The sequence below is a fragment of the Sphingobium sp. CFD-2 genome, assembly GCF_024611135.1.
Taxonomy (GTDB): domain Bacteria; phylum Pseudomonadota; class Alphaproteobacteria; order Sphingomonadales; family Sphingomonadaceae; genus Sphingobium; species Sphingobium fuliginis.
Map to the genome: position 1 here is coordinate 1,063,910 of NZ_CP084405.1, position 18,916 is coordinate 1,082,825.

General features: G+C 64.9%; 15 protein-coding genes and 1 tRNA gene. 5 read left to right on the top strand and 11 right to left on the bottom strand.

Going from position 1 to position 18,916, the window contains the following annotated elements; all coding sequences use genetic code 11:
* Nucleotides 1-3: 3 nt before the first annotated feature.
* From LDB29_RS04980 to LDB29_RS05015, 8 genes are read right to left on the bottom strand one after another with little or no spacing between them, the layout of a single operon-like run.
* Nucleotides 4-1,170 carry a thiolase family protein gene (locus LDB29_RS04980; RefSeq protein WP_025548110.1) on the bottom strand — a complete coding sequence of 389 codons (1,167 nt, stop codon included), beginning with the start codon at nt 1,168-1,170 and terminating at the stop codon, nt 4-6.
* Nucleotides 1,167-3,242, bottom strand: a complete 2,076-nt coding sequence (locus LDB29_RS04985) for a 3-hydroxyacyl-CoA dehydrogenase NAD-binding domain-containing protein (RefSeq protein WP_099185800.1) — start codon at nt 3,240-3,242, stop codon at nt 1,167-1,169. Before LDB29_RS04985 ends, LDB29_RS04980 begins: the two co-directional genes overlap by 4 nt.
* Nucleotides 3,229-5,307: a PQQ-dependent dehydrogenase, methanol/ethanol family gene (locus LDB29_RS04990; RefSeq protein WP_099185799.1), complete on the bottom strand. Its 2,079-nt coding sequence runs from the start codon at nt 5,305-5,307 to the stop codon at nt 3,229-3,231. Before LDB29_RS04990 ends, LDB29_RS04985 begins: the two co-directional genes overlap by 14 nt.
* Nucleotides 5,308-5,312: 5 nt before the next feature.
* Nucleotides 5,313-6,848 carry an AMP-binding protein gene (locus tag LDB29_RS04995; protein ID WP_099185798.1) on the bottom strand — a complete coding sequence of 512 codons (1,536 nt, stop codon included), beginning with the start codon at nt 6,846-6,848 and terminating at the stop codon, nt 5,313-5,315.
* Nucleotides 6,848-8,179, bottom strand: a complete 1,332-nt coding sequence (locus LDB29_RS05000; protein WP_099185986.1) for an MFS transporter — start codon at nt 8,177-8,179, stop codon at nt 6,848-6,850. The genes LDB29_RS04995 and LDB29_RS05000 overlap by 1 nt, the downstream gene beginning before the upstream one ends.
* A gap of 32 nt (nt 8,180-8,211) precedes the next feature.
* Complete coding sequence (locus LDB29_RS05005; protein ID WP_025548118.1) at nt 8,212-9,438, bottom strand: acyl-CoA dehydrogenase family protein; 1,227 nt, start codon at nt 9,436-9,438, stop codon at nt 8,212-8,214.
* 23 nt (nt 9,439-9,461) lie between these two features.
* Nucleotides 9,462-10,202, bottom strand: a complete 741-nt coding sequence (locus LDB29_RS05010; protein WP_025548120.1) for an SDR family NAD(P)-dependent oxidoreductase — start codon at nt 10,200-10,202, stop codon at nt 9,462-9,464.
* Between the two features lie 22 nt (nt 10,203-10,224).
* Nucleotides 10,225-11,259: a phosphotransferase family protein gene (locus LDB29_RS05015; RefSeq protein WP_025548121.1), complete on the bottom strand. Its 1,035-nt coding sequence runs from the start codon at nt 11,257-11,259 to the stop codon at nt 10,225-10,227.
* Between the two features lie 109 nt (nt 11,260-11,368).
* On the opposite strand from LDB29_RS05015, the gene LDB29_RS05020 reads away from it, so the two are divergent.
* The 4 genes from LDB29_RS05020 to LDB29_RS05035 are packed head-to-tail and all read left to right on the top strand — an operon-like array spanning nt 11,369 to nt 16,356.
* Nucleotides 11,369-12,088, top strand: a complete 720-nt coding sequence (locus tag LDB29_RS05020; RefSeq protein WP_025548123.1) for a TetR/AcrR family transcriptional regulator — start codon at nt 11,369-11,371, stop codon at nt 12,086-12,088.
* A 33-nt stretch (nt 12,089-12,121) separates the two neighbouring features.
* Nucleotides 12,122-14,515: a 5-amino-6-(D-ribitylamino)uracil--L-tyrosine 4-hydroxyphenyl transferase CofH gene (cofH, locus tag LDB29_RS05025; RefSeq protein ID WP_244968681.1), complete on the top strand. Its 2,394-nt coding sequence runs from the start codon at nt 12,122-12,124 to the stop codon at nt 14,513-14,515.
* Nucleotides 14,505-15,170, top strand: coding sequence for an NADPH-dependent F420 reductase (gene npdG, locus LDB29_RS05030; RefSeq protein WP_025548126.1), 666 nt, complete (start codon nt 14,505-14,507; stop codon nt 15,168-15,170). The genes cofH and npdG overlap by 11 nt, the downstream gene beginning before the upstream one ends.
* A 13-nt stretch (nt 15,171-15,183) precedes the next feature.
* Nucleotides 15,184-16,356 (top strand): acetyl-CoA C-acetyltransferase, encoded by a 1,173-nt coding sequence (locus LDB29_RS05035; RefSeq protein ID WP_257556351.1) that lies wholly within the window; start codon nt 15,184-15,186, stop codon nt 16,354-16,356.
* A gap of 319 nt (nt 16,357-16,675) precedes the next feature.
* On the opposite strand, the gene LDB29_RS05040 is transcribed toward LDB29_RS05035, so the two are convergent.
* Nucleotides 16,676-16,751, bottom strand: a tRNA-Lys gene (locus tag LDB29_RS05040).
* A gap of 45 nt (nt 16,752-16,796) precedes the next feature.
* Entirely contained in the window at nt 16,797-17,297 is a 501-nt protein-coding gene (folK, locus tag LDB29_RS05045; RefSeq protein WP_137709777.1) for a 2-amino-4-hydroxy-6-hydroxymethyldihydropteridine diphosphokinase, read from the bottom strand.
* Nucleotides 17,298-17,320: 23 nt separating this feature from the next.
* On the opposite strand from folK, the gene LDB29_RS05050 reads away from it, so the two are divergent.
* The gene (locus tag LDB29_RS05050; protein WP_257556352.1) at nt 17,321-17,977 is read left to right on the top strand and encodes a uracil-DNA glycosylase; all 657 of its coding nucleotides are present in this window, start codon (nt 17,321-17,323) and stop codon (nt 17,975-17,977) included.
* A gap of 84 nt (nt 17,978-18,061) precedes the next feature.
* Here the strand turns inward: LDB29_RS05050 and aguB are convergent, their stop codons facing one another.
* Nucleotides 18,062-18,910, bottom strand: coding sequence for an N-carbamoylputrescine amidase (gene aguB / locus LDB29_RS05055; protein WP_044662074.1), 849 nt, complete (start codon nt 18,908-18,910; stop codon nt 18,062-18,064).
* Nucleotides 18,911-18,916 lie beyond the last annotated feature (6 nt).

Genomic DNA, 18,916 nt, shown 5'->3' on the forward strand with positions numbered 1-18,916 from the left:
GGATCAGCTCCGCGCCAATATGGTGGTGGAATGATTGTTGCCGCCCAGCCCAGCAACTGCACAGAGCTTCGCGTCCGGCACCTGCCGTTCGCCCTCTTGCCCGCGCAACTGCCGAACGGCCTCGATCAGCAGGTTCATGCCCGGCACATAGCCGCCCGACATATGCCCGCCGCTGGTGTTGATCGGCATCCGCCCGCCCGGCATCCCATGCCCCGCCGCATAGAAGCGTGGCCCTTCGCCCCGCTCGCACAAGCCCAGCATCTCGGTCTGCACCAGCGCGGAGATGGTGAAGCCGTCATAAATCTGCGCGAGGTCCAAGTCCTTGGGATCACAACCCGCCATGGCATAAGCGAGCTTCGCGGAAACCTCGCCGGGGAAGTCATAGGTGCAGGGCGTCTGGGTGAACAGCACCCCCTGCGGCCAGTTGTTGAAGCCCAGGCCAAGCCCCTGCACGCTCACAACCGGATGCGGCATGTCCCGCGCTTCCTCGACGGCGCTCACCACATAGGCGCCGCCGCCATCGGTGGTGAGGCAGCAATCCGCCGCCCGCAAAGGCGTGGAGATCATGGGCGACTGGCGATAGGCTTCCAAATCCATCGGGTCACGCCGCTGCGCGCTCGGCGTCAGCACCGCCCAGGCGCGATAGGTCATGGGGATGGATGCCTGCTCCTCCTCCGTCATGCCATAGTCATGGGCATAGCGGTTAGCCATGGTCGCGAAATAAGTGGGCTGGCCGAAGAAGCCGACCGGCATTTCGATCCCCGCCTTTTGCGGTTCGCGCGCATGGAAGCCATAGACGCCGCCCGGCTTGGTCGACTGGATCGCATAGGGCACCAGCACATGCCGGGCCAGACCCGCCTCGATCGCCATCTGCGCCAGTTGCAGCGCCTGCCCCGACGTCGCCGTGCCGCCCACGCTGTCGGTGGTGGCGCAGAAACGCTTCTCGCCCGCGCCGATGGCAAAGGCGATCTCGTCCGACCCATGCCCCGCATATTTGTTGGAGATATAGCCGTCTATGTCCTTCGGCGTCAGGCCCGCATCGGCAATCGCCGCCAGACTGGCGCGGGTCATCATCTTCATGACGCCCTCCTCGCCCTTGCGCAGGAAGGGGGTTTCACCGACCCCGGTGATGGCGATGCGGTTGCCTCCAAGGCCCTTCTGAAGTGTCATGCGTCCTTGAACCCCTTGCCCTCAGCCACCAGCCGCTCGATCAGCGGGGAGGGGCTGAACGCCTCGCCATGCGCGGCCTCCAGCGCCTTCAGCTTTTCGAGAACGACCGGCAGACCCTGCAAATCAGCCCAGAACATCGGCCCGCCACGATATTTCGGCCAGCCATAACCCGTGATCCAGACAATATCGATGTCCGACGCTCGCGATGCGATGCCTTCGTCCAGAATCCGCGCCCCCTCATTCACCATGGCGAACAGGATGCGGTCATGGATTTCCTCGTCGCTCACGTCGCGCCGGGCAATGCCCTGTTTCGCGGCGAAATCCTCGATGACCTGCATGGCGACGGTGGAGGGCGTCTGCTTGCGGTTCTCGTCATAGTCATAATAGCCGCCCTTCGTCTTCTGCCCATGACGGCCCATCTCGTTGAGGATTTCCCGCACATTGGCGGAGCTGGTCGCCTCCCGGTTCCAGCCGACATCCAGCCCCACCAGATCGCGCATCTGGAAATGCCCCATGGCAAAGCCGAAGTCATACAGCACCTTGTCCACCGCCCAGGGCGTCGCGCCCTCCAGCACCAGTCGGTCCGCCTGTGCATTCCGCGCCGCAAGGATGCGGTTCCCGACAAAGCCGAAACCATTGCCCACCAGCACGCCGATCTTGCCAATGGTCTTGGCGAGCTTCATCGCGGTCACGATGATCTCGGGCCTGGTGTCCTTGGTCCGCACCACTTCCAGCAGCTTCATCACATTGGCGGGCGAGAAGAAGTGCAGCCCGACCACGCTCTCCGGCCGGGAGGTGGCGGCGGCGATGTCGTCAATGTCGAGATAACTGGTGTTGGTGGCCAGAATCGCGCCGGGCCTGGCAATCCTGTCGAGCTTGGCGAACACCTCGCGCTTGACCTCCAGATTCTCGAACACCGCCTCGATGATGAGGTCGCAGTCGGCCAGATCCTCCATCGCCACCGATCCGGTCAGCAGGCCCATGCGGGTGTCGACATCCTCGGGCTTCATCTTGCCCTTCTTCGCGGTGTTTTCATAATTGCCGCGAATGATTTTGAGGCCGCGGTCGAGCGCCTCCTGCTTCGCCTCGACGATGGTCACGGGGATGCCCACATTGGCGAAGTTCATCGCAATGCCGCCGCCCATGGTGCCCGCGCCGATCACCCCCACCTTGGCGATGGGCAGGGTCGGCGTGTCGGCGGCAAGCCCCACGATCTTGGCTGCCTGCCGCTCCGCGAAGAAGACATGGCGCTGGGCGGCGGACTGGCTGTCGGCCTGGAGCTCATTGAACAGTTCGCGCTCATAGGCCATGCCTTGATCAAAGGGCTTCTCCAGCGCGGCCTCGATGCAGCGGATGATATGTTCCGGCGCCTTGAAGCCCCGGAATTTCTTCGCATTGGCCTTGCGGAAGTCCGCGAAGATTTCCGGCTTGCCGCGCGCTTCGTCCAGTTTCTCGCTACGGTCCCGAACCTTGAGCAGCGGGCGCCCCTCGTCCAGAATGCGCTGGGCGAAACTAATGGCGTCGGCGCGCAGACTGCCCTCCGCCGCCAGTTCATCGACCAGCCCCATCTCCTTCGCGGCCTTTGCACCGACGGGAGCGCCGGACGTGATGAGGTCCAGCGCCTTTTCCACCCCGACAATGCGCGGCAGACGCTGCGTGCCGCCAGCACCGGGCAGCAGGCCCAGATTGACCTCCGGCAACCCGCATTTGGCAGAAGGCACGGCGATGCGATAATGCGCCACCAGCGCCAGTTCCAGCCCGCCGCCCAGCGCCGTGCCATGGATCGCGGCGATCACCGGTTTGGTCGCATTCTCCACGATCAGTTGCAGGTTGCGCAGCGAGGGTTCGACCTGCGGCTTGCCGAATTCGGTGATGTCCGCCCCGGCGAAGAAGGTGCGCCCCTCGCAGATCAGCACCATGGCGCCCACGCCGCTATCCCCGATGGCCGTCTGCACCGCGCCCGCGACGCCCTGCCGCACGGCGTTGGAGAGCGCGTTCACCGGCGGCGAATTGACCGTGATGACCGCGATGGGACCGTCCACCTCATAGGTGACGACGTCATTGACCTTCATTCAAGCCTCTATGTGTCTGGGCGCCCGGCTTGCCTGCGGCTTGCGCAGCCAGCACTTCACGAGCGCGTTGGCGGAAATAATGTTGAAGACCTTCGATCTCTGCGTCGGTCAGTTCTTCGAAGCGCGGCATGCCCCGCTCGCGCAAAATGCCCTTGTGCAGCACCTCCTCGAAACTGGCCTTGTCGATAGGTACGCCCGACTGGAGCAGGTCAGGCGCTGCGCCGCCCGACACGGCATTGGCGCCATGACAGATGGAACAACGCTGACCGAACACGCCCGCGCCGATGACGGCCTTGGCGGGATCGACGGCGAAATCGGGCATGTCGATCACCGGGGTTTCCACGGGCTGGACGAGCGGCAGGCTGGCCTTGCCATCGAGCGAGAAGGTGAGGACGCGCCATTGCTGCGTGCGATAATTCCATTCCCGCCCCATGCCGGTGGCGCTGGGGAAGCGGGAACCCGCGATCACCGTCACATATTGCCGCCCACGCGCCCTGTAGGTGATCGGCTGCGCCATCACCGCCGTCTGCGCGTCGAAGGACCAGAGCGGCCTGCCGCTGTTCGCCGCATAGGCGACGAACCTGCCCGCCGCATTGCCCTGGAACAGCAGATTGCCCGCCGTGGTCGCCGTGCCGCCGCCGCCTCTGATGCCGGGCATGGGCACGCGCCATGCCTCGCTCTGCGTTCCCGGATTCCAGGCCAGCAGGAAGCTGGTCGCGGGCCGGTCCGGCGCCACGCCTGCAGGCGGCGCGCCCGTGCCGACACTGATCCGCTGGCCGTCCAGATGCTTCCAGCCCTGCAACGGCTCGGCCGGATCGATATAGACCCGCCCCTGATCCATGGTCGGGATGTAGACCAGCCCCGTCCCCGGATTGAACGACATCGCCTCGATATTATGCGCGCCGAAGGGGGAGGGGTAGACGACAGCCGCCTTGCCGCCCGGATAGCGCGCCGCCGGGTTCTCGATCGGCCGCCCGCTCTTGACGTCGATGCCGCTCGCCCAATTGACCGGCACGATATTGCGGGCGGAGATCAGCTTCCCCGTCTCCCGGTCGATCACATAGAAGAAGCCGTTCTTCGGCGCGTGCATCAGCACGTCGCGCTCTTTCCCGCCGATCCTGAGCCGGGCCAGCTCGATGTCCATCGCGCTGTTGAAGTCCCATGTCTCGCCGGGATTGGTCTGATAGTGCCAGACATCTTCGCCGGTATCCGCGTCCAGCGCGACGATGGAGCAGAGGAAGAGATTATCCCCGCCACCCGGCGACCGGATCTTCTGGTTCCACGGAGAACCATTGCCGACCCCGATATAGATGCGGTTATATTTGGGGTCATAGGCCATGGCGTTCCATGCCGTGCCGCCGCCGCCATATTTCCACCACTGGCCGGTCCATGTCCTGGCGGCCATCGCCATCGCCCTGTTCTCGAACCCCAGCTTCGGATCGCCCGGCACGGTATGGAAGCGCCAGAGCTGCTTCCCCGTCTTCTGATCGTAAGCGGTCACATAGCCCCGGATCGGCGCGAAATCCGCGCCGCCATGGCCGATGATGACCTTGCCCTTGAACACCCAGGGCGCGCCGGTGACGTAACGCTCGTCATCCTTGCCGATGGTCTGCGCGGTCCAGACGGGATGGCCGGAGCGGGCGTTGATCGCGATCAGCCGCCCGTCGATGGTCCCGGTGAAGACCATGCCATTATCATAGGCGATGCCGCGAATGCCCCATGCGGCGCGCATCTTCTGCCCGGCGACCTTCCAGCTTTGCGGGTCGTAGGTCCATAATTCCCGCCCGGTCGAGGCATCCAGCGCATGGATGACGCTATAGCCAGAGGCGTAATAGAGAATGCCGTCCACCGCGATGGGCGCGGAAAGGCTCGACCCGCCGCCGCTAATGTCATGATGCCAGGCGAGCTTCAGCTTGCCGACATTGCCGTCGTTGATCTCGGCAAGCGGACTATAGTGGTTCTCATCGATCCCGCCATAGCCCGGCCAATCGCTCCCATCGCGCCTCGCCTCACCCGAAGGCGCGCAGGCGGCGAGCAACAGCAGCAGGGGCAGAAGGAAGCGCATGAAACTCAACCCCCGATGGTGCGGTCGGAAGGCCAGAAGCGCTGGCGCAGCGCCTTCTTGTTGACCTTGCCCATGACGGTGCGGCCGATGTCATCGACCATCTCGTAACCACGCGGGCATTTGTAACTGGCGAGGTTGGCGCGGCAGAAGGCGTTGAGTTCCTCAGCCGTCGGCGGATCGCCCGCATCCTTCGGAATGACCAGCGCCCGCGCTTCCTCGCCCATTTCGGCATTGGGCGCGGCCACCACGGCGACGTCCGCGACCTTGGGATGGCGCAGCAGCACATGCTCGGACTCGGCGGGATAGATATTCACCCCACCGCTCACGATCATGTCGGACACCCGGTCGGTGATGAAGAGATAGCCCTCCTCATCGACATAGCCCATCTCGCCCAGCGTGAAGACGCCCGGAGCGATATGGGCAGCGGCGGTTTTCTCGGGGTCGCCGCGATAGACGATGCCGTAACCGCTGGTGTCGCGGAAATAGACCTGCCCGACCTCATTGGGACCGAGTATCCGCCCATCCTCGCCATAGATCACCGTCTCGAACGGCGCGAGCGCCCTGCCGACGGAGCCCGGCCGCTCCAGCCATTCCTGCGAGGTGATGAAGGTGGTCGATCCTGCTTCGGTCCCGCCATAGGCTTCCACCAGCACCGGCCCGAACCAGTCGATCATCGCCTGCTTCACCGCACGCGGACAGGCCGCCCCTGTATGGGCAAGCCGCTGGACGCTCGACACGTCATATTTCGCCCGCACTTCTTCGGGCAATGCCAGCATCCGCTGGAAATGGGTCGGCACCATCACGGAGCCTTTGACCTTATATTTCTCGATCAGCGCCAGCGTCCTTTCCGCATCGAAATGCTCGACGGTGATGAGGCTCATGCCGCCAAAGACGTTGCGCGCCATGCCCAGCGGCCCGGTATGATAAAGCGGCCCCACGGCAATGCCCGGCGAGGGCGTGATCTTCGGCCGGATCGCTTCGGCCAGGGCCTTCACGGTCGCGACCCGAGGGAAATATTGCGGCGGCGTCTCGGTCGCCTTGGGCCGTCCGGTCGTACCGGAGGTATAGTGTAGGTGCGGCAGCGGCGGCACATCATGGTCCGGCTCTTGCGCCGAAGCCGCCGCCAGCCACTCCTCCCAATGGATGACGCCTTCCCGATCCGGGCAGCGCCAGCCGATCACGGTCCCGACGCCCGCTTCCTCCGCGGCGGCAAGTCCCGCCTCCATCGTCTCCGGCCCGACGAGCAGCGCCACCGCGCCGCTGTCCTTCAAAATATAGGCCGCCTCCGAAGGCGTCAGGTGAAAGCTCACCGGCACGCTGGAAATGCCCGCCTCCAGACAGGCGACATAGGCGATCACCGTCTCCGCGCTGTTGGGCGCGAACACCGCCACCCGCCGTTCGGTGAGGTCCAGCCCGTTCAGCGCATTGGCCGCCCGGTTGAGCAGTCCGTCCAACTGGTGCCAGTCATAGGTCACCCGCTCGTCGGCAAGGGCAAGCTGGTCGCGGCGCGCGGGATCGACCCCGCCGATGGTCAAAGACATCAGACGTCCTTTCGGGAAGCAATGGCCGGCGCGAGGTATCTCAGCGCCATGCGGAAGGAGATGAGGGCAAGGATGGAACTGACCGTGACCACGACCGCCAGCGACCGGCCCAGCGCGCCCTCGTCATGGAACACATATTGGGTCAGCGCCGCGACGATGGCGGGGCCCGCGCCCTGGCCCAATATGGTGAAGACGAACAGGAAGGACGCCAGCATCCGCGACCGGATCGTCGCCGGCGCGATCAGCCCCATGACCGAGGAAACATAGACCATGAAAGGCACGGTGATGAACTGCGCCACGCAATAGCAGGCGAGGAACACATAGGGGTTCGTCGCGAAGAACATATAGGCGATCACCGGCAGGAAACCGAGGATCAGCCAGCCGTAGAAGCGCAGATGCGCGTCCTTCATCCCCCGCGCGAACAGCCGGTCGACGATCCAGCCGTTCACCACCAGCGACACGGCGGACACGATGTTCATCAGGCTCAGCGCAAAGCCATATTGCACCGGCTTCCACCCGAAATGCCGCTCGATATAGGCGGGCACCCAGTTGGTCATGGAATAGCCGCACATGGCGAGGGCGGACGTGCCCACCAGCATCAGCGCCAGCAGCTTCCAGTTCTGCGTGACGAAGGCCTTGATCAGCCCCTTCTGTTCCCCGTTCGCGGCAGCACCGGGCGTTCGGCGGCGGCCCGGATCGGGGAAGGTGAACAGCAGCAGGGCGAGCAATATGCCCGGCACGCCGACCATCATCATGACCAACTGCCAGGGCTGGGCGGGGCCATGGAAGGGAATATGGATGCCGCTATGCGCCGTCGCAAAGGCGATGGCGACGCCGCCCAAGGCAAAGGCGGTGGCCGATCCCACCTTGCCCGCCGTCTGGAAGGTCGACGTCGCCCGCGTCAACAGGTGTGAAGGAAAGGCGTCGGCAATCAGCGAATAGGCGGCGGGCAGCAATGCTGCCTCCCCGATCCCGACGAAGATGCGCCCGATCAGCAGCGCCTCATAGCTTTGCGCAAAGCCGCAGGCCGTGGTCGCGACCCCCCATATCGCCACGCCGCCGAAGATGATCCAGCGCCGCGAAAACCGATCCGCCGCCCAACCCAAGGGCAGCCCGAAAATCGCATAGAAGATCGCGAAGGAGGTCGAGGTGATCATGCTGATCTGCACATCGGACAGCAGCAGATGCGCCTTGATCGGCGTCACCAGCATCGACACGATCAGCCGGTCGACCCAGCTCAGCACATAGAGCCCGAACAGAACCGCCACCATCCACCAGGCGCTGCCAAGGCCCGGATTGGTCCGGCTGTCATTCTGGTTCCGGGCGCTCATCAGCATGATCCTCGCCTTTCCGCTCAAAATCTTCAGCGCACCGGCAGTTCGTTCAGTTCAGCGATCTTGAGCTTGCCAAGCTGCGCCATATGCACCTCGTCCGGACCGTCCGCGAAGCGCAGGTAGCGTGCATTCATGAAGGCGGCGGCGGGCGGGAAATCGCTGGAAATGCCGATGCCGCCGAACACCTGCATCGCGCGATCCGCCACCGTCTGGGTCATGCGCGGCGCGACGATCTTGATCGCGGCGATCAGGTCCTTGGCGACCTTGTTGCCATAGCGGTCCATCGCATCGGCGGCCTTCAACGTCAGCAACCGCGCCTGCTCGATCTCGCAGAAGGAGAGGGCGATGTCCTGCCGGATGCTGCCCTGATCGGCCAGCTTCCGCCCGAAGGCGACGCGGTTTTCCACCCGGCGCGCCATATATTCCAGCGCCCGCTGCGCCTGCCCGATCAGGCGCATGCAATGATGGATGCGCCCCGGCCCCAGGCGACCCTGCGCGATCTCGAACCCGCGCCCTTCGCCCAGGATCAGATTGGCCTTGGGCACGCGCACATCCTTGAAGACCATCTCCGCATGGCCGCTCGGTGAATGAACGGCATTCATGACGTCGAGCGGACGGACGATCTCTATGCCGGGCGTGCCGGCCGGGATCAGTATCTGCGAATGCTGCCTGTGGCGCGGCCCGTCATTGGGCGTCTTGCCCAGCAGGATGAATATCTTCGTATGGGGATCGAGCGCCCCCGAAATCCACCATTTGCGGCCATTGATGACATAATCGTCGCCGTCCGCGATGATGGTGGTGGCGACATTGGTGGCATCCGAGGAAGCGACCTCCGGCTCCGTCATCACATAGGAGGAGCGGATCGTGCCATCCAGCAGCGGCTTCAGCCACTTCTCCTGCTGCTCCGGCGTGCCATAGCGCGCCAACACCTCCATATTGCCCGTGTCCGGCGCGGAGCAGTTGAAATATTCCGAAGACCCGATCACCCGGCCCATGATCTCGGCCAGCGGCGCATATTCCAGATTGGTGAGGCCGGGGCTCCATTCGCCATATTCATGCGGCAGGAACAGGTTCCACAGGCCCGCTTCCTTCGCCTTCGCCTTGATCTCCTCCGTCCCCGGCCAGCGCTTCCAGAGGTTCGCGGGGTCATGGTGGAAATGGTCGCGCTCCTTCTCGATCGGATAGACATGGGCGTCCATGAAATCGATGAGCCGCTCCCGCAGCGCCTTCACCTTGTCGGAATATTCGAAATCCATCGCTCGATCCTTCTCGGATAAATTCAGGTGAGGGTGAGGCCGCCGTCCACGACCAGCGTCTGCCCGCAAATATAACCGGCAAGGGGGGAGGCGAGGAAAAGCGCCACCCCCGCCATTTCCTCCACCGATCCAAAGCGGCCCATGGGTATCCGGGCCAGGGCGCGCTTCCGCCGCTCGTCATTGTCCATCGTCACCTTGGTCATCTTGGTGTCGACCAGGCTGGGCGCGATGCCGTTGACGCGGATGCCGTCGCCCGCCCAGGCAATCGCCAGCGCCCGCACCAGATTGACCGCGCCCGCCTTCGACGCCGCATAGGCCGGATTGCCGAACGTCGCCTTGAACGCGCCGATGGAGCTGACGACGATGATCGTCCCTTTGGCGGCGGCCAGCGCCTCCCGGCAGAGGTTGGAAATATGCAGGATGGAGTCGAGATTGACCGCCATTACCTTGTTCCAGCCCTCGACCTCAAATTCCTGCCGCCGGTAGAGGACCGTGCCCTGCGAATGGATCAGCACGTCCAGCCTGTCGAAAGGCACCGGCGTCGCCGCAATCGCCGCCGCATCGCTGACGTCGACCTGCGTATAGCCGACGCCTTCAAGGTCCGACCCTTCCTCGCCCGCGTAGTCCGCCGCGCTCGCCCGCGTGCCCCAGACATGGACCTGCGCGCCCCGCTGGCGGAAGGCCTGCGCCATGCCGTTGCCGATGCCGCTCGATCCGCCGACCACCAGCACCGTCTTCCCGGTGAAGTCGAGTTCGTTGGTCAAAGGAATTGCCCTTTCATGCATGTCAGCGGATCAGCGCCTCAGCGCGTTCGAAAAGATGAATGGCCCGGCCGTGCAGCCTGTCGCCGGTCTCGCGTGGCGCCTTCCCGGCGCAGGCGCGGGCATGGGTGCCCTCCAGCAATATGCCGAGCTTGTAGCAGGCCAGCACATGATACCAGTCGACCGCAGACAGATCGCGCGCCGACCCTTCGGCATAGCGCGTCACCAGTTCCCCGGCGCTCGGAAAACCGTCCCACGGCCTGACCGATACGGTGCTTTCCGACTTCCCGTCCGGCCAAGTGGCCAGCACCCAACCCAGGTCCAGCAGCGGATCGCCAATGGTCGCCAGTTCCCAGTCGATGATCGCCGCCAGTTCCGGCCCATCCTTGCGATACATCACATTGGCCAGATGATAGTCGCCATGCATGATGCCGGGCGTGAACCGGTCCGGCCTATGCCGCTCCAGCCAGTCCCCGACCGCGCCGACCGAAGGCAGCGCTTGCGGCCCCGTCCACCCGTCAAACTCGCCATAGCCCGCAAGTTGCGACCGCCAGCGATCCACCTGCCGCCCGAGGAAATTCTCCGGCTTTCCGAAATCGCTCAATCCCAGCGCCTGATGATCCTGCGCGCCCAGCGCCGCGATGCCGTCCACCAGCGCCAGCCCCATGGCATGGCGCATCGCGGGGGAACCGGCATGCGGTTCCGGCAATTGCCCGACCGGATTGAAACCGTCCACCGGCTCCATCAGGTAAAAGGCGACGCCCATCACGCTCTCATCGCCGCAATCCGCGATCAGCCCCGGATGCGGCACGTTCGTCCCGGCCAAAGCGCGCAGCAGCCGCGCCTCCCGCCGCATCGTCTCATTGCTGTTCGGGCGGGGATGCGCAGGGGGGCGGCGGAACACATAGTCGCGCCCGTCGCGGCTGAAGCGAAGCAGGATATTCTGTGTCCCTCCCGCGAGCGGCGTCACGTCGGTCAGCGGGCCGGAGCCAAGTCCCCGGTCCGTCATCCACGCCGCCAGCGACTCGATGTCGACCGTCGGTCCCGATGCTGATTCCACGGACGATTTCACTAGGGCATCCCTCGCTTTTCTCGACTGTTCGACCGTCGATTAGATCAATTGGATAATGCACTTGACGAACGCACTTGGCAATGAGAAAAATGCACACATGGTCAGACTTCAACTTGCCAGGGCCGATGATGCCGCTCGCAGCGCCGCTGCCGGGCAGATCAAGAAAGTCGCGTTGCGCCTGTTCGCGGAACGGGGTGTCGACGGCGTCACCGTGCGGGAGATCGCAGCGGCGGCGGGGCAGAAGAATCACGGCGCGGTCGGCTATTATTTCGGCTCGAAGGAAGCCTTGGTCCGCGCCATCGTCATGGACGGCGCGGTGGCGCTGGATCGCGAACGCAATGCTGCGCTGGACTTGCTGGAGGAGCAGGGCGGCCCCCGCACCATCCGGCAGGTGGTGAACATCCTGATAGAGCCAGTGCTGGGCCTGTCGGACGATCATTATGTCCAGTTCATCGTAATCTTCGCCATGACGCACAGGGACATGATGCTGGACGCGATCGATCCGGCATGGAACCGCGCCTATGGCCGCTGTCTCGACCATCTGCGCCGACTGATGCCCCATCTGCCGCCCGCGCTTCAGAATCAGCGCTTCGTCTTCATGGGCGCCTATATCAGCGCCGTGCTTTCCGCGCGGCAGCGCGCCCTGGCCGACCGCAGCCGCGCGCATCCCATGTGGGGCAGCGAATCCAGCCTCGAACATTTCATGCAGTCGCTGGTCGCCCTGCTGGACGCGCCGGCCGATCTTCCGAAGGACATGCTGGCACGGATCGGTGGAGCAGGGGCCGCGATCCCGGAGCCGCCGGGGCCGGTCGGCTGAGAAGGGCGCAAGGACAAGATGATGGAGAGGATGATGACAGGCAGGGACGGAATGAGCGGACAGGCGGCGGCATTGCTGGACATGCCCTTGGCCGACCTGCTCGCCGCCGCTTCGGCGATGCGCGATTGGGGCCATGGCCGGGTGCAGAGCTGGTCGCGCAAGGTCTTCATTCCGCTGACCCAGCTTTGCCGCAATCTCTGCCATTATTGCACCTTCTCGCAGCCGCCCCGGCCCGGCGAGAACGCCTATATGACCCGCGATCAAGTGCTGGCCGTCGCCCGCGCGGGCAAGGCGGCGGGCTGCACCGAGGCGCTGTTCACGCTGGGCGACAAGCCGGAGTTGCGCTTCGCCGCCGCCCGCGCAGAACTGGCGCGGCTGGGCCATGCGACCACCATTTCCTATCTCATCGAAATGGCCGCGCTGGTGCGGGATGAAACCGGCCTGCTGCCGCATATCAATGCCGGGGTGATGACCCGCGAGGAAATGGCTGCGCTCCGCAGCGTATCCGTGTCGCAAGGCCTGATGCTGGAGTCCGTTTCCGACCGCCTCTGCCGGAAAGGCGGCGCGCATTACCGCTCGCCCGACAAGGAACCGGCGGCGCGGCTGGAGACGATCCGGCTGGCGGGCGAACTGCACATTCCCTTCACCACCGGCATATTGATCGGCATCGGTGAAACCCGCGCGGAGCGGATCGAAGCGCTGGACGCGATCCGCGACCTCCACCAGCGCTACGGCCATATCCAGGAAGTCATCGTCCAGAATTTCCGCGCCAAGGAACGCACGGTGATGGCCCATGCGCCCGAACCGGACATGGACGAACTGCTCTGGACCATCGCCGCCGCCCGCCTGATCCTGGGGCCGGATATGAACATCCAGGCGCCGCCGAACCTGTCGGCCGCCGATTTCCCGCGCCTGCTGTCGGCGGGGATCAACGATTGGGGCGGGGTCTCGCCGGTCACGCCCGACCATGTGAACCCCGAAGCGCCCTGGCCCGAAGTCGAACGCCTGCGCATGGCGACCGAAGGGGAGGGGCGGATGCTCGTGGCCCGCCTGCCGGTCTATCCCGCCTATGCGCAGGACAATGCGCACTGGCAGGACAAGGCGATGGTGCGCCATATTCTCGCCCATGCCGATGCGGAGGGCTTCGCTCGCGAGGACAGATGGTCGCCCGGCATAGCGCTGGAGCCCCGCATCACGCGCCCCTCGACCCTGCCGGTCGATCCCAGGATCGCCGCCATCGTCGACCGCGCCATGACTGGCGCGCTGCTGGAAGAGGAGGAGATCGCGACTCTCTTCTCCGCCCGCGAAACCGATCTCGAACATATTTGCGACAGCGCTGACGCCTTGCGCGAACAGGTGATGGGCGACGCCGTCACCTATGTCGTCAACCGCAACATCAACTATACCAATATCTGCCTTTATAAATGCAGCTTCTGCGCCTTCTCCAAGGGCGACAAGGCGGAGCAACTGCGCGGCAAGCCCTATGATCTGGACCTTGAGGAAGTCGTCCGCCGCACACGGGAGGCATGGGATCGCGGGGGCACGGAAGTCTGCCTGCAAGGCGGCATCCACCCCCATTATACCGGCGAGACCTACATCAATCTCGCCAAAGCCGTCCGCGCCGCCGTGCCGGAAATGCACATCCACGCCTTCTCGCCTCTGGAGGTATCGCAAGGCGCGGCGACATTGGGCCTGACGGTCGAACAATTCCTCATCCGCCTCAAGGAAGCGGGTCTCGATACGCTTCCCGGCACGGCCGCGGAGATATTGGACGATGAGGTCCGCGCCATCATCTGCCCCGACAAGCTCAACACCGATCAATGGCTGGACGTCATCGAAACCGCGCACAAAGTCGGTTTCCGCACCACAGCCACCATCATGTTCGGCCATGTCGACACGCCCCGCCACTGGGCGCGCCATCTGATCCGCATCCGCGACCTGCAACGCCGCAGCGGCGGCTTCACCGAATTCGTGCCGCTGCCCTTCGTCCACATGGAAGCGCCCATGGGCCTGCGCGGCGAGGCGCGCCACGGCCCGACCTTCCGCGAAGTCCGGCTGATGCACGCCGTCGCCCGCCTCGCGCTGCACCCGCATATCCGCTCGATCCAGACAAGCTGGGTCAAGCTGGGCGAGGAGGGGGTGAAGGCCTGCCTCACCTCCGGCGCAAACGATCTGGGCGGCACGCTGATGAACGAGAGCATCTCCCGCGCAGCAGGAACGCAGCATGGCCAGGAAATGCCGCCCGCCGCAATGGAGGCGCTGATCCGCTCGCTCGGCCGCACCCCGCGCCAGCGCAGCACCGCCTATGGCGCGGTCGCGCAGCATATTCACGACCGCGGCATGGATGCCGCGGAACTCACGCCCATGATTCTCACGCCTCCGCGCAGGCGTCAAAAAGAACAGGAGAGTATAGCCTATGCAGAATGAAGCTCTGGCGAGCATCGCCGTCCTCGGCGGCACCGGCAAGGAAGGCGGCGGCCTCGCGCTCCGCTGGGCGCATAAGGGCCACAAGGTCATCATCGGCAGCCGTACCGCCGAGCGCGCGCAGGAAGCCGCTGCCCAGATGAACGAAGTTCTGGGCGAGGGCGCCGTCACCGGCGCCGCCAACCCGGACGCCGCCGCGCAGGCCGACATCGTCGTCCTCGCGGTTCCCTATGCTGCGCAGCAATCGACGGTGAAGGACGTCGAACCGGCGCTGGCGGGCAAGATATTGATCGACGTGACCGTGCCTCTGGTCCCGCCGAAAGTCAGCCGCGTGCAACTGCCCGAGGGCGGCTCCGCCGTCGAAGCCGTCCAGAAAATGCTGGGCGAAGGAGTCCGCGTCGTCTCCGCCTTCCAGAATATCAGCGCCCATCACCTGACCAGGCTGGACGAGGAAATCGAATGCGACGTCCTGGTCTGCGCCGACGACAGCGAAGCCGCCGACACGGTGGTCGCGCTGGCGCAGGAAATCGGCCTGCGCGCCTGGAATGCCGGGCCGCTCTGCAATTCGGTCGTGGCGGAGGGGCTCACCTCCGTCCTGATCGCCCTCAACCGCAAATATAAAGTCCCCGGCTCCGGCATCCGCATCACCGGCGTCTGACAGGAGAAAGAATATGGCTGAAGCCTATATCGCCGCCGTCGCCCGCAGCGCCGGCGGCAAGCGGGGCGGCCGCCTCGCCGCCGTCCACCCCGCCGATCTCGCGGGCAAAGTCCTTGCAGGCCTGGTCGAGCGCTCCGGCATCGATCCCTCCGCCGTAGAGGATGTCATCATGGGCTGCGCCTGCCCCGGCGGCGAGCAGGGCGCGAACATCGCCCGCAACGCCGTGCTGGCGTCAGGCCTGCCCGAATCCGTCCCCGGCACCCATGTCGACCGCCAATGCGGCTCCTCGCAACAGGCGCTGCACTTCGCCGCCGCGACGGTGATGTCCGGCGTGCAGGATGTGGTGATCGCCGCCGGCGTCGAAAGCATGACCCGCGTGCCCATGGGCCTGCCCTGGACGCTGCCCGCCAAGCATGGCTTCGGCTCCTATCGCAGCCCCGGCATCGAGGCGCGCTACCCGAACCAGCCCTTCAGCCAGTTCGGCGGCGCGGAGATGCTGGCGAAGAAATATGGCCTGACCCGCGATGTGCTGGACGCCTATTCGTTCGAAAGCCATCGCCGCGCCGCCGCCGCGACGCAGGCGGGCAAGTTCGATGCAGAGATCATTCCCCTCGAAGTCGTCACCCCGGAAGGCGAAACGGTCGTCCACAAGGTCGATGAAGGCATACGCTTCGACGCCAGCCTGGACAGGATCGCCAGCGTCAAGCTGCTGGCCGAAGGCGGCGTGATCTCCGCCGCCAGCGCCAGCCAGATCTGCGACGGCGCCGCCGCGCTGCTGGTGGTGAACGAACGCGGCCTCAAGGCGCACGGCCTGACGCCGCTGGCCCGCGTGCACCAGATGACGGTGCTCGGCCACGATCCCGTCATCATGCTGGAAGCGCCCATTCCCGCGACCGAAAAGGCGCTTGCCCGGGCGGGGATGAAGCTTTCCGACATCGATCTCTATGAGGTCAACGAAGCCTTCGCCCCGGTGCCGCTCGCCTGGACGCAAGTGCTGGACGCCGATCCCGCCCGGCTCAATGTCCATGGCGGCGCGATCGCGCTTGGCCATCCGCTGGGCGGATCGGGCGCCAAGCTGATGGCGACGCTGGTCAGCGCCCTCCACGACCGGCGCGCCCGCTATGGGCTGCAAACCATGTGCGAAGCAGGCGGCATGGCCAATGTAACCATAGTGGAAAGGCTCTGACGAGGGGGCACGACGGAGTGCGGACGCCCTCCCGCACCCAAAATGCTGAACCGCGAGAGAAAGGCCCCGCATGGCGATGATCGCCAATGCGGTGAACCGAGGCTGTGCGTCGAAACGCTCCGGGAACCAGACGCACGGTTAAGCCGTTCATCTTCCAGAAAGAAATGGAGAGGGCAGATGGACGACGCTCTGAAGCCTGATGCCATGTTCGGCATTTTGTTCGGCCTGTTGGTTTCAATCGAAATATGGTGCTTCGCCGCGCTCGTGATCAAGGCGGTCGAGTGAGGCCGGATTGAAGCGGCGATCCCCACTAAGGTGGTGGTGAGCCCTGCTGGATTCGAACCAGCGACCTACTGATTAAAAGTCAGTTGCTCTACCGACTGAGCTAAGGGCCCTCATGTCCTGAGGTCCGCACGCACTAGAGGCGGCGATGCGGCTGGTCAACCTCCAGAAACCGCTTTTCGCAGGCGGAAACGCAAATGGCGGATCGAAAGTCGGGACACGGGGTCGCGCCAGCCCGGAGCAATGGCAAGCAGCGGCGTCAGTACGAAGTCCCGCTCGCGAAAAGCCGGGTGCGGAATGCGCAGCGAGCGGCTGTTCCAGCGACCCCCGGACCACAGGATGATGTCGATGTCCAGCCGCCTCGGCCCCCAGCGCCTGAACCGCTGGCGGCCCAGAGCGCGCTCTATCGCCTGCAAGCCGGAAAGCATCTCTTCGGGCGGCAGGGAACTCTCCATCAGCACCGCGCCATTGACGAAGATGCGCCGCGACGGCCCGATAGGCCGGGTCTGCATGACGGGAGCCACGCTGAGAACCGGGCCCAGTTCCGCGATCATGCGAACCGCGCCGCTCAACAGGCATGCCGGGGTCATCCGCGCCGACAGCGGCCGGTTCGATCCCAGGGCAAGGGCGTAAACATGACGGGTGCTTGTCTTGACCATCGGACAGCGCCTATCCCGTCGCCATGACGCTGCAAAGTCCTATCCCGCACAGCGAAGCGCCGCATGATTGTCCGCTCTGCCCGCGTCTGGCCGCTTTTCGTGAGCAGAATCGCACGGAACATCCCGGCTGGTGGAATGCGCCGGTTCCGGTTTTCGGTGATCAGCTGGGCCGAATCGCGATCGTCGGCCTTGCGCCGGGCAAGACGGGCGCGAACCGCACGGGCCGGCCCTTCACCGGGGATTATGCGGGCGATCTGCTGTTCGCCACGCTCGCCAAATTCGGCCTGACCCAGGGCGTCTATGAGGCGCGGCCCGACGACGGGCTCATGCTACGCAACGTCATCATCCTCAACGCGGTCAAATGCCTGCCGCCGCAGAACAAGCCGCTGCCGGAGGAGATCCACAATTGCCGCGCCTTCCTGAAACCTGCGGTCGCCGCCTTGCCCCATGCGCAGGTCTTCGTCGCGCTGGGCCAGATCGCGCATCAGTCGGCGGTGAAGGTGCTGGGCGGCAAGCTTCCCAAGGCGCGCTTCGCCCATCTGGCGGAGCATCGCATGCCCAGCGGCCAGATCGTCATCGATAGCTATCACTGCTCGCGCTACAATCAGAACACCGGCCGGCTCACCGCCGGGATGTTCGAAGCGGTTTTCGAGAGGGCGGTGGAACTGGCGACGCTTTAGCCGGCGCACAGGCTGGTCGCGCCTGCAGCTTTCGGACTGAACACCAGCCTGAAGCGCGCTGCGCCAAATCGCAGGTCGCGCGCTCTAGATGTCCTGCGCGATCCGTGCATAAAGCTCCGGCCGCCGGTCGCGGAAGAAGCCCATGCCCGCCCGGTGCATCCTCGCCTGATCCAAATCCAGCGTCGCCACCAGCGCGCCATTGTCCTTGCCGTCGGCCTCAGCGGCGAAATCGCCCCACTCATCGGTGATGAAGCTGTGGCCGTAGAATTTCTGGCCGTCCTCCTCGCCGATGCGGTTGGCGGCGATCACGGGCATGCAGTTGCTGACGGCATGGCCGATCATCGCCCGGCGCCACATGCGGCTGGTGTCGAGGTCCGCGTCATAGGGCTCGGACCCGATGGCGGTCGGATAGAAGAGCATCTCCGCGCCCATCAGCGCCATCACCCGCGCCGTTTCCGGATACCATTGGTCCCAGCATATGCCAACGCCGATGGTGCCATATTTCGTCTTCCACACCTTGAACCCGCTATTGCCGGGGCGGAAATAATATTTCTCCTCATATCCCGGCCCATCGGGAATGTGACTCTTGCGATAGACGCCCATGATCTCGCCCTCATCGTCGATCATGGCGAGCGAGTTGTAATGATGATGGCCGTCGCGCTCGAAGAAGCTGGTCGGGATATAGACGCCCTCGGCCTTCGCCACCTTGCGCATTTCCTGCACGGCGGGATGCTCGTCCAGGGGCAGGGCGTTGGCGAAGAGCTCCTCCTCCTCGACCTTGCAGAAATAGGGGCCCTCGAACAGCTCGGGCGGCAGGACGATCTTCGCGCCGCGCGCCGCCGCCTTCACCACATGGCCGGCGACCATTTCGATATTGTCCGCCCGATCGTCGGAAAAGGCGAGCTGGAGCGCGGCGACGGTAACTTTGGTCATCGATAA